The organism is Aquiflexum sp. (assembly GCF_977115555.1).
In genome coordinates this window covers 1-11,196 of sequence record NZ_CDSBKL010000111.1, presented here as the reverse complement: position 1 = coordinate 11,196, position 11,196 = coordinate 1, and the positions used below count along the sequence as shown (strand labels likewise).

Annotated in this window: 11 protein-coding genes and 3 tRNA genes; 12 read left to right on the top strand and 2 right to left on the bottom strand. The window is 41.5% G+C overall.

Annotation, left to right across the window (positions count from 1 at the left end; all coding sequences use genetic code 11):
* On the bottom strand, positions 1-638 hold a 638-nt coding region (locus ACZFYI_RS08815), incomplete at its 3' end, for a glycosyltransferase (protein WP_462523753.1).
* Between the two features lie 21 nt (positions 639-659).
* On the opposite strand from ACZFYI_RS08815, the gene ruvC reads away from it, so the two are divergent.
* From ruvC to ACZFYI_RS08790, 5 genes are all read left to right on the top strand, one after another.
* On the top strand, positions 660-1,241 hold the full coding sequence (ruvC, locus tag ACZFYI_RS08810; protein WP_462523752.1) for a crossover junction endodeoxyribonuclease RuvC: 582 nt from the start codon (positions 660-662) through the stop codon (positions 1,239-1,241).
* 105 nt (positions 1,242-1,346) lie between these two features.
* Positions 1,347-1,910 (top strand): Crp/Fnr family transcriptional regulator, encoded by a 564-nt coding sequence (locus ACZFYI_RS08805; RefSeq protein ID WP_462523751.1) that lies wholly within the window; start codon positions 1,347-1,349, stop codon positions 1,908-1,910.
* Positions 1,911-2,040: 130 nt separating this feature from the next.
* Positions 2,041-3,342, top strand: a complete 1,302-nt coding sequence (locus ACZFYI_RS08800) for a parallel beta-helix domain-containing protein (RefSeq protein WP_462523750.1) — start codon at positions 2,041-2,043, stop codon at positions 3,340-3,342.
* Between the two features lie 4 nt (positions 3,343-3,346).
* Positions 3,347-4,471, top strand: a complete 1,125-nt coding sequence (locus ACZFYI_RS08795; protein WP_462523749.1) for an SO2930 family diheme c-type cytochrome — start codon at positions 3,347-3,349, stop codon at positions 4,469-4,471.
* Between the two features lie 323 nt (positions 4,472-4,794).
* A complete protein-coding gene (locus ACZFYI_RS08790; RefSeq protein WP_462523748.1) occupies positions 4,795-5,106 on the top strand; it encodes a DUF5053 domain-containing protein in 312 nt (103 codons plus the stop codon).
* Positions 5,107-5,241: 135 nt separating this feature from the next.
* Here ACZFYI_RS08790 and ACZFYI_RS08785 read toward each other — a convergent pair whose 3' ends face one another.
* The gene (locus ACZFYI_RS08785) at positions 5,242-7,203 is read right to left on the bottom strand and encodes a M1 family metallopeptidase (protein WP_462523747.1); all 1,962 of its coding nucleotides are present in this window, start codon (positions 7,201-7,203) and stop codon (positions 5,242-5,244) included.
* A 167-nt stretch (positions 7,204-7,370) separates the two neighbouring features.
* Here ACZFYI_RS08785 and ACZFYI_RS08780 point away from each other — a divergent pair, with 167 nt between their 5' ends.
* The 7 genes from ACZFYI_RS08780 to ACZFYI_RS08750 all read left to right on the top strand — a co-directional run.
* On the top strand, positions 7,371-9,212 hold the full coding sequence (locus ACZFYI_RS08780; protein ID WP_462523746.1) for a TonB-dependent receptor plug domain-containing protein: 1,842 nt from the start codon (positions 7,371-7,373) through the stop codon (positions 9,210-9,212).
* Between the two features lie 125 nt (positions 9,213-9,337).
* Positions 9,338-9,412: transfer RNA gene (locus ACZFYI_RS08775), tRNA-Val, on the top strand.
* Between the two features lie 25 nt (positions 9,413-9,437).
* A complete protein-coding gene (locus tag ACZFYI_RS08770) occupies positions 9,438-9,689 on the top strand; it encodes a GIY-YIG nuclease family protein (RefSeq protein ID WP_462523745.1) in 252 nt (83 codons plus the stop codon).
* A tRNA-Ile gene (locus ACZFYI_RS08765) sits at positions 9,688-9,749 on the top strand. The genes ACZFYI_RS08770 and ACZFYI_RS08765 overlap by 2 nt, the downstream gene beginning before the upstream one ends.
* 32 nt (positions 9,750-9,781) lie before the next feature.
* On the top strand, positions 9,782-10,033 hold the full coding sequence (locus ACZFYI_RS08760) for a GIY-YIG nuclease family protein (protein ID WP_462523745.1): 252 nt from the start codon (positions 9,782-9,784) through the stop codon (positions 10,031-10,033).
* Positions 10,032-10,093: transfer RNA gene (locus ACZFYI_RS08755), tRNA-Ile, on the top strand. Before ACZFYI_RS08760 ends, ACZFYI_RS08755 begins: the two co-directional genes overlap by 2 nt.
* Before the next feature lie 223 nt (positions 10,094-10,316).
* A partial coding sequence (locus tag ACZFYI_RS08750; RefSeq protein ID WP_462523744.1) for a M23 family metallopeptidase occupies positions 10,317-11,196 on the top strand: 880 nt, incomplete at its 3' end.

Sequence of the window (11,196 nt, the reverse complement as noted above, 5' to 3'; positions counted from 1 at the left end):
CCCTGATAGCCATCGACCTCTAAAAACGCGGATTTCCTGTAAGCCATATTGGCTGCACTGCACATGATGGGAGATTTGAGGTAAAACCCCGCTTGCGTCACCAATAAAATACTGGCCCATTCAATCTGTTGGAAATTCTGAAAAAAACCATTGCTCCCCTTCGTCAAAACCGGACCGCCTACCATCTTGGTCCTATCATCAGCAAAAGGCTTAAGCATCACCTCCACCCAGTCTTTCGGCAAATAGCAGTCTGCATCAGTTGTCATTATAATGGTTCCAAATGCATTATCTATTCCGGTTTTTAAGGCAGCTTTCTTTCCTTTCCCCTCACTGTCCGCCAAAACGAAATCTAAGTGCTCTTCCTCATGAGAATGTATGAGTGCTTCAAGTACCTTTTTTCCACCATCATCACTGTGGTCATTGATCCATACAACTTGAAGAGGTCTATGGTAAAGACCAATGATTTGATCGAAAAGAACAGGAATATTGGGTTCTTCATTCCGGTAAGGAACTAGAATAGTAACTAGCTCAGACTCTCCGTTTTTTGGGAATTCAATGGGTTTTTGACTCCAGGTTTTGTCCATCAAAACCAACAAAAGCCCATAAACTATCCCAAACAAAAGGTAAAATGTTAGCATGAATTGCTTTAACTTGCGGTAATGAGTAAAGAAGACAAAAAAGTCGCAAAGGAAAAAATAATTCTTGGGATTGATCCAGGTACCAATGTGATGGGTTATGGATTGTTGCTTGTGGAAGGCAATAAATACAGTGTGCTGCAATTTGGTGTAATCCATCTCAAAAAGTATGTGGGACATGAACTGAAGCTGAAAAAAATCTTCGAAAGGGTGACAGGTATTATCGATGAGTTTCATCCTGATACGGTGGCACTGGAAGCTCCTTTTTATGGTGAAAACGTCCAATCCATGCTCAAGCTAGGACGCGCGCAGGGCGTCGCAATGGCAGCTGCTTTGGCAAGGGACATTCCCATTACCGAATATTCCCCAAAAAAAGTCAAGCAGTCCGTCACCGGAAACGGAAATGCTTCCAAAATCCAAGTCGCCGAAATGCTCAAAACACTGCTCAAAATAGAAGAAATCCCAAAGCTTCTAGATGCCACGGATGCCTTGGCTGTAGCACTCTGCCATCATTTCCATGATGGAAGATTGCAGACAAGGGGCAGGACTGCAGGTTGGAAGTCATTCTTGGAAGAAAACCCCAACAGGGTAAAAAGCCCCAAATAAAAACAGGCCCTCCGTTTTTGCAAGAAAATTGAAATTCAATAAATTAGGTTCTTCTGAGATTAACTTGAGTCCATAACTTCCATTAGAAAACCAAACAATTTAAAAGTGGATACAATTATCAATACCCTTCAAAAATTTTCGAACATTCCCCAAGAATCATTGGAGAGGTTTGTCGAAAAACTTGAAGAAAAAACCATCCCGAAAGGTGAAGCTTTAGTGAGGGAAGGAGAGGTATGCGACAGGCTTTCATTCATAAAGAAAGGTTTTGTTAGAAGCTTTTATTTCAAGGATAAAAAAGACATCACCATCAGCTTCAGCAGACAGGAAGAGTTCATCGCCTCTATGGCAAGTTTCATTTCCCAAAAACCTTCCTATGAAACCATAGAGGCGCTTGAACCTTGTGAACTTTACCAGATCAGTCATCAAGACCTCTTGGAATTATTTGAAAAAGACAGCCATTTGGAGCATTTGTATCGGTTGATTTTGGAGCAATATTATGTGGCTTTGGAAGAACACCTTATTTTTTCAAAATTCAAAACCGCCAAAGAGCGCTACCTTGAACTGATCGAAACCAAACCATATATCATTCAGAAAGCATCTGTGGGACAAGTAGCTTCCTACCTAGATATGAGTTTGGAGACTTTGAGCAGGATTCGTGGAAACATCTGATTTATTGATTTTTATCAATAGACTTTCCGCTGATAAAACTGTAATTTTGATTCTGTAATTGTCAGAAAACAGGCCTCCTATCTTCCACGAAACCGGAGGTCCAACTCAGCCAACCCTAACCCATTTACCCATGAAAATCCCGCGCCGAATCCTCCCTATCCTAGGTCTCTTTTATTCGATCTTTCTGATTTCATCCTGCAGTAGCAGTACGACCGAGCAAACCTTTGATTCCTCCAAATTAAGAAAGGCCACACAAGAAGAAATCGAGAAAGTCATCGAGCAGTTTGTGCTCGCAGAAGACAGTTCGGTAATCGAGATTCCGGCAGGATTTTTTGCCTTAAAAACCCAACTTATCCTAGACAATAAAAACCACATCACCATCAAAGGAGCAGGCCTGACCGAAACAGTACTGTCCTTCCGCGATCTCAAAGCAGGAGGAGAAGGTGTAAAATTGGTAGGAAACAACATCACCATCCAAGACCTCAGCGTGGAGGATGCGCCGGGAGATGGGATCAAATCCCAGCACTGTGATGGCATTACTTTCCGGAAAGTCAATGTCACCTGGACCAATGGAGACAAATCCAAAAACGGCACCTATGCCATTTACCCTGTACAATGTAAAAACGTCCTGATCGACGAATGCATTGCTTCTCATTCCAAAGATGCCGGAATTTATGTAGGGCAATCCGAGAACATTATTGTCCGAAATTCCCTTGCCTTCGGTAATGTGGCAGGAATAGAAATCGAAAACTCCGACAATGCGGAAGTTTTTGACAATACAGTCAGAGACAATTCAGGAGGCATTTTGGTATTCAACCTTCCGGGTCTTCCAAAGTCAGATGGCCGGGGAACGAAAATCTATAACAACGAAGTCACACACAATAATCATAAAAACTTCGCTACTGCGCTAAGCGAAGACCCCAACGGAAATACTGTCACGATGATTCCTCCAGGTTCGGGAATCGTCATGTTGGCCGCAAAAGATGTAGAAATCTATGGCAATAACATCCATGAAAACAAAACTGTCGGCATCGCCATCGCCAATTATCATGTCACAGGATTTCCTATGGATGCTCCCAATTGGTCTCCATTTAGCTCCAATATTTTCGTCCATGACAATGACTATAAGAGGACCTTGGCTTTGCCGGATTTCTCCAAAGAGTTTGGTAAATTGATATCGGTGTACAATGCCACAGGCTTCGCCAGAACGCAAGACATCATCTATGACGGATTTTGGGATAAAGATATTTCAGACAACATCAATACCAATCCCATGAAAATATGCATCCAGGAAAATGAGATGGAAAAGTTGCATTTCACGCTTTTTGACCTTTGGGAAGGGGAGGAAAACATCAAGTCCTCCAAAGATTATGCACCCTTCAATTGTAAGTCAGAAATCAAAACCGATGTAAGTGCCATTGCAAAATTATAAATGTATGAAAATGTCTAATTGGTGGAGGTTGATTGCAATCGGCTTGATTTCGGTGTTTCTTTTTTCCTGTGAAAAAAAACAAACAGAAAGCACCCAAACCGAACCCATCTACTCTGAAGCTGAGGCTCCCGAGATCGAAACCTCAAAGATAGATTTTGGCCAACTCCCTTTCAAAAACCTTTCAGAATATGGTTTTTTCAAAGGTAAACTGAGATCCCTTGAACCGGATAATGGGGTATTGCTTTACCAACCTGCTTCTTCCCTGTTTACCGATTACGCACACAAGTCAAGGTTTATCTGGATGCCGGAAGGTACTGCTGCTAGCATCAGGGAAGATGACGAAGGCAGCATGAATTTCCCTGACAATACGGTCATCATCAAAAATTTCTACTATCCTGCCGATTTCAGAAAACCTGATGCGGAAAAAAGAATCATAGAAACACGCCTTATGGTCAAACGCAGCGGGGTTTGGGAAGCTTTCCCCTACGTTTGGAAAGATGACCAAAGCGATGCAGAATACAAAGTCGTCGGAGCTGAAAGAGAAGTCAAATGGATAGACCTTGCGGGAAAAGAGCAGGTCATCAATTACATCGTTCCCAACAAAAACCAATGCAAAAGCTGCCACAATGAAAAGGAGCAACTTGTCCCCATCGGTGTCAAAGCCAAGCACCTCAACCATGAAATCAAATTTGCGGAAGGGAATAAAAACCAACTTATAAAATGGATGGAAACGGGTTATCTGACTGATTTGAAAGATTTGGATGCTTATTCTTCCATGATTGATTATAACCAAACTTCCCACTCGATAGAACTCCGCGCAAAAGCTTATCTCGACATCAACTGCGGACATTGCCACCGGGCAGATGGCCCTGCAAGCACTTCAGGTTTGTTTTTGACTTATGAGGAAACAGATCCATTGAAACTTGGTATCAACAAAACCCCTGTTGCAGCAGGCTTCGGTGCGGGTACTTTCAAATACGACATCGTACCCGGACAGGCAGACCAATCCATCCTGACTTACCGCATGTCCACCAATCAGGTGGGTGCCGCCATGCCCGAAATCGGCAGGGTCACTGTTCATCAGGAAGGTTTGGAATTGATCAAGGATTGGATTAATGGGATGAAATAAATTGGAACAAAAAATAAAAAGTTTTTCAAAAATAACAAATTTGTTATTATTTTTACTACCCTAACCAATGTCAATGAAGATAAATAAGAAGCGCCGAGAACTTGAAAAAGACCTTCTTTTTTATCTGAGGTATTACAAAAAAATTTCCCCTGACTCTAGAAAAAACTTCGATAAGATTATTGAAGATTTGATTGAATTATTGAAAGAAACATGATTTCCAAAAAAAACACAACATGACTTTATCTGTAAAAGAAAAATTGAAGGACCTCAAAATGAGGTTTCGAACCGCTTCCAAAAGCGAACTTGCTGAAATTGACAAAGAAATGGAAAATTTAGCTTTGGAAAATCCTGAAGCATTTTCAAATGCGTTGTTGGAATCAGCAAAAGAGACAGTTAATCAAGCGGAAGAACTCCGAATTAAAGAAAAATTGGAAACCATCCTTCCAATTGTCTCTGTCTCCTATTTAGCTAAAACGTATTTCGGAAAATCACCACAGTGGTTTTACCAAAGACTAAACGGCAATATTGTTAACGGGAAAGAGGCTAGATTTTCCGGACAAGAACTCAATATAATTTCAAAAGCATTAAATGATATTGGAGATAAACTCAAAGAATCTTCACTCCATATTGCTTAAAAAATGTAACTTTTATTTTATTTGAATAATGATTTTAAAATAAGAAAAATAGAATCAACATTTTAGTTTTTGAGATTTCCCTTTTATTTATCCAAAAATCAAAAAGCCGAATCTATTGATCCGGCTTTTCGATTTTTAATCCTTATACACCCCACTCGGCCATTTGTCATTGGCTACATTGATATCTGTGATTACTTTATCAGGATCAATTTCGACACCAATCACTTTTTTATCTACTTTGAGCAGGTGCGTCCATTGGTTGCCTTTGAACCAAATTTCTACAGGAAGCATCCTCCTCTCCTTTTGACCGTCATCGTAGGTGATTTCCAAAAGCACAGGCATCGGCATTTCTCCTAAATTGGACAAAGACACCAGATAATTGGCGCCATATGGCTGCACGCTGTTGATGGCAAGGTCTATATTGGCATTGCTGTAAAACCACCCTTTCCAAAACCAGTCCAGGTTTTCACCTGATACATTTTCCATGTGGTTGAAGAAGTCTGTAGGCTGGGGATGCTTGTAAGCCCATGTCTTGATATAAGACCTGAAGGCATTGTCAAACCGCTCCGCACCGAGGATATATTCCCTAAGCATGATCAGACCCAAAGCAGGTTTCATATAAGCGACCATTCCGAGGTTATTCGATTGGGTCCTGTCAGCATGCGTGGCGATCGGTTCGCGGTCTTTGTTGGTCAGCCAACCAAGGTACCTTCTGGTTTGGATCAGAGAGTTGGTATATTCTCCGTTGTTAAATTCCAAATAACTGTAATAATTGATGAAAGTATTGAACCCCTCATCCATCCAGGCATGTCTTCTTTCATTGGTGCCGACTACCATCGGAAACCAGTTGTGTCCAAACTCATGGTCAGTCACGCCCCAAAGACTTGCCCCTTTGGATCTCCAGCTACAGAAGTTGACTCCGGGATATTCCATTCCGTTGATTTCTGCAGCCACATTGACGGCTACGGGATAGGGATATTCATACCACTTTTTGGAATAATGCTCAATAGAAGCTTTGCCATATTCGGTAGACCTACCCCAGGCTTCCTGCCCGTCACTTTCCTTTGGATAGACAGACTGCGCCATAGCTTCCTTTCCACTTGGCAAATTGATCCTTGCGGCATCCCATATAAATGCTTTGGAGCTAGAAAATGCCACATCTCTTGCGTTGTTGATTTTGAAATGCCAAGTCATGGTTCCTTCCTGTTTTGGGCGGTGATTGGCATAATCTGTCACTTCCTCAGGACTGATCAAGTAAACTCTTTCATCACTTTCAGCAGCTTTCTTCATTCTGTTTTGCTGCTCTTTGGTAAGCACTTGGGTAGGATTGAGCAATTCACCTGAAGCTACTACTATGTGGTCAAAAGGTACAGTGACCTTGTATTCAAAATCCCCATATCCCAAATAAAACTCGCCGGCACCAAGGTATGGGTCAGTATTCCAACCTGTCACATCATCGAAAACAGCGACTTTGGGATACCACTGCGCCATGGCGTAGATCGTACCGTCTTTGACCTTGAGGCGGCCCATGCGGTCCATTCCTTTTTCAGGTATTTTGTATTCGAAGTCCATGGATATGGTTGCCTTGCCACCATTGGCAGGAATGGGCTCTGCAAAAAATACCTGCATCCTCGTGTCGCTGATCAGGTGTTTCTCCGAAACAGGTCTGTTTTTTCCGACGACTTGGGCTTTGAGGTTTTCGATTTTATAGCCGCCATCCACATCACCATTGTAGCGGTTGCCTTGTACAGGAGTGGTCAGTTGTCCTCTAGAGTCTGCCGTAAACCTGTTTTGCTCTAAGTATAGCCAAACAAAATCCAGGTTCTCAGGACTGTTGTTTTTGTAGGTGATGGTGATTTTTCCTTTCAGGATATGGTTGGTTTCGTCCAAAGCCACGTCTATCAGATAATCGGCACCGTTTTGCCAGTACATCGGACCGGGTTTGCCGGAGGCAGTCCGATAGGCTGTGCCTTGTCTATACCCAAATTCGGTGAAGGCCCCATCTCTGTTGTCTTTGACACCTTGGGCATGAATGTCCTGTCCAAAAACCAATGCGAAGAACAAAACAAAAATTTTTACGACTCTGATACTTTTCATTTATTTCAACTATTTAAAATTTCGGCTAAAATACAGAATAGGATGAGAAGAAAAAATTCATTTTGGACCTTCCAAATTCAAAAAAACCAAACAATCTGCCAAATAAGATAATTTGGAAATCGAAATAAATCCTAGGTACTTTGCCTCTTCAAAAACCACAGCTATTCATGCGGATTAGATTTACGATTTTAGGTTTGTTGCTTTCAGTCACTTATGCCAAAGCTTTTCAGGACACCACTACGGTGGATTTGGGCGAAGTGACCATCATGGAAAACAGGATGGAAATCCCATTCAGTAAAGTTTCCAGAAACATCACTGTCATCAACAGAAAAGCCATAGAGACCACTCCTGCGAGAAGTTTACAAGAGGTACTTTCTTTTACACCTGGAGTCGACGTGAGGCAGCGGGGAGTCAGTGGCGTGCAGGCAGATATCGGGATCCGGGGAGGGAATTTTGAGCAGACCCTGATGCTGATCAACGGCATCAAACTCACCGATCCGCAGACAGGTCACCACATGGTCAATATTCCTGTTCCCCTTCAAGCCATCCAAAGAGTAGAAGTGCTGAAAGGGCCCGGCTCGAGGATTTTTGGACAAAATGCTTTTGCAGGTGCAGTCAATGTCATCACGACATTGTCAGATAAAAAAAGCCTGAATATCCAGGGCTTTGGTGGGGATTTTGGAATGCGTGGGGGAAGTATCGTTTCTTCTCTTCCTGTCGGAAAATACCGACAAACCATCTCCGCTTCCCATGATGCTTCAGACGGACATTGGTACAATTCAGATTTTAAAGTGACTAACCTCTTTTATGAATCAGGATTTGACATTAATGACCGAAATGAAATCCGCGCCATGGCCGGATACTCAGACAGAGATTTTGGGGCAAATGGCTTTTATACCAATTCTTTTCCCGATCAATGGGAAAGTGTTCAGACTTTCCTTGCTGCCCTGAGCCATACTTACAGATTTGACAAACTATATTTTCAGACAAGGGGATATTGGAGAAGAAATGATGATGAGTTTAGATTAAAGAGAAATGAACCTGCTTTCTATACCAACCTCCACACTTCGGATGTTTTGGCTTTGGAACTGAATGGCACCTATACTTCCAAAATCGGAACCACAGGATTTGGGATTGAAGGCAGGGAAGAGAAAATCGAAAGCACCAACCTTGGCAACAGAAGCCGGACTTTTGCGGGGATCTTTGCAGAACACAGAATTGAATTCGCCGATAAGTTTGACTTCCGGGCGGGACTTTATTCCAATTACTACAACGAATACAAATGGAAGCATTTTCCTGGAGCGGAAATCGGCTATCAGGTCAATGCCTATTCCAGGCTTTATTCCAATTATGGGGTAAGTTTCCGAATCCCCTCTTTCACCGAATTGTATTATGAGGATCCTAGCAACCAAAGCAATCCAAACTTATTGCCGGAGGAAGCAGAGAACTTTGAAATCGGATGGAAATACAACAAAAGCAGGTTGCGGACCGAGTTGGTGTTTTTTCACAGATATACCGAAAACCTCATCGACTGGAACAGGGAACCTAGCGAAACCCAACCCAATCCCAATAAATGGACCCCGCAAAATATCTCCCAAGTGAGGTTCAACGGCATCGAGACATCCATCCAATACCTTGCTAATGTGGGTGGAGAAAATGCCAAAATAAAAGAACTGATTCTCAGCTACAATTATATCAATGCCGACCTGAACCAAGAAGCCGGTGTCGAATCGCGTTATTCCCTGAATTCGCTTAGACATCAAGTGATCGGAGGTATTCAGGCAGAATTTGTGAAGCGTGCCGAACTCACCATCAAAGGAAGGTATATCGAAAGGATGGCTTTAGAACCATATTTCCTATTGGATGCGAGATTGGATTACAACAGACTGAAGAAATTCGGGGTTTTTCTGGAAGCTTCCAACATCACCGATGCCGATTATGTGGAAGCGGGATTTGTGCAGATGCCGGGAAGATGGTTTAAGGCAGGATTTATGATTAATCTGGATTAAAAAAATTAGGTATTCAAAATCAGGACTTTACTTAAGTAATTCAAAAAATTAAGGGCATTTTTTGCCAACATATAATTTAAAGTTTACATTTGCACTCCGTTCTGAAAGAGAGTGGATTTGATAATGGGAGTTTAGCTCAGCTGGTTCAGAGCATCTGCCTTACAAGCAGAGGGTCGGGGGTTCGAATCCCTCAACTCCCACATAGCCTCAAGAGAGGCTTTTTTTATGCCCTGCAGTTTTTATATCCTCTATTCAAAAAACCTTGACAAATATTACGTCGGACATACATGCGATGTAATGGATGAAAGATTGCGAAAACACAACTCCATTCATAAAGGATTTACAGGCAATTCTCCGGATTGGATCTTGGTATACAAGGAAGAGTTTGAGGATAAAAAATCAGCTTATGCCAGAGAACGACAAATAAAATCAATGAAGAGCAGAAAAAAAATCATCGAATTGATCAATCAAAAATAGCTCAGCTGGTTCAGAGCATTCCGATTTATAATCGGAAGGGTCGGGGGTTCGAATCCCTCAACTCCCACATAGCCTCAAGAGAGGCTTTTTTTATGCCCTGCAGTTTTTATATCCTCTATTCAAAAAACCTTGACAAATATTACGTCGGACATACATGCGATGTAATGGATGAAAGATTGCGAAAACACAACTCCATTCATAAAGGATTTACAGGCAATTCTCCGGATTGGATCTTGGTATACAAGGAAGAGTTTGAGGATAAAAAATCAGCTTATGCCAGAGAACGACAAATAAAATCAATGAAGAGCAGAAAAAAAATCATCGAATTGATCAATCAAAAATAGCTCAGCTGGTTCAGAGCATTCCGATTTATAATCGGAAGGGTCGGGGGTTCGAATCCCTCAACTCCCACATAGCCTCAAAAGAGGCTTTTTTTATGCTTTTTTTTAATCAGTTTATTTTGGGGCCTTTCCAAACTTACAGGAAGATTAAAAGAACAAAAATACATATACTGACTTCTTCTATTTAATGACAATTAAAACCAAGAAAGCCTTTTTGGCGTCCTTTCTCTTTCCCTAGTTATTTTATCCTTTAAAAATAATCCTTAAGTTTCAAAAAAATCCTAAAATGAAATATTTGGCAACCTTACTTTTTGTCTTATGGAGCCTAAATATCCATGCCCAAGTCGAAATCGTGGCTGAAACAAACACAGAAAAGAATGTTGCTTTGATGGCGATTAACAAAGATGTAATCCCCTATACAATTAGGCTCGAATTTGACAAACTTGGAAACCTTGAATCTCCGGACGGAAACGTTATTTATGCTGTGGCAAATCCCGGCAAAACAAACTTGGTCAAGTTAAAGTCTCCATATTTAAATGGAAGTACTTCGTTCAATTACAACAGCAAAATCTTCAAAGGAAGTTATCTACCAAATGAGGTACCTAGTTACCATTATCTGATTCCGGTAGAAGAGGGGAAAAAAGTCAGCTTTATGCCATTTACAGGTAAAAAATCTAGCAATTATGAAGTTGGTATTTCAAAGGTCTATGAGGGAGTTGAATTTTATTTTGAAAAGGCTTCTGCTATTTGCGCTCCAAGAAAGGGGATTATCACAGAAATAAAGATGGATTCGGAAAAAATTTTGGAAGATCCTGACAATCCTAACCTAGAAAGCTTTATCGAAATATACCATCAAGATGGTACTTTCAGTCGATTGTCAGGACTAATGGAAAGTACCGGAAAAATTCAGGTTGGACAGGTTGTTTTCCCCGGCCAAGCATTGGCAGAATCCTTGCCGATGCCAAATGGTCAAGGCTTTCACCTAAAAATGACCCAAAGCGGATGGTACATGGAGTTCGGTTATTTGGTTTGGATAAGTTTTCCTGTCATCCTAACTAATGGTCAAAAGAAAATCCCCAGCAATTCTACTGTAACTAACTTTACTACCTCCCATCCCGAAGAATTGGTGACACTTGAGATGGACAAAAAAGAAGTAAAAAATCACT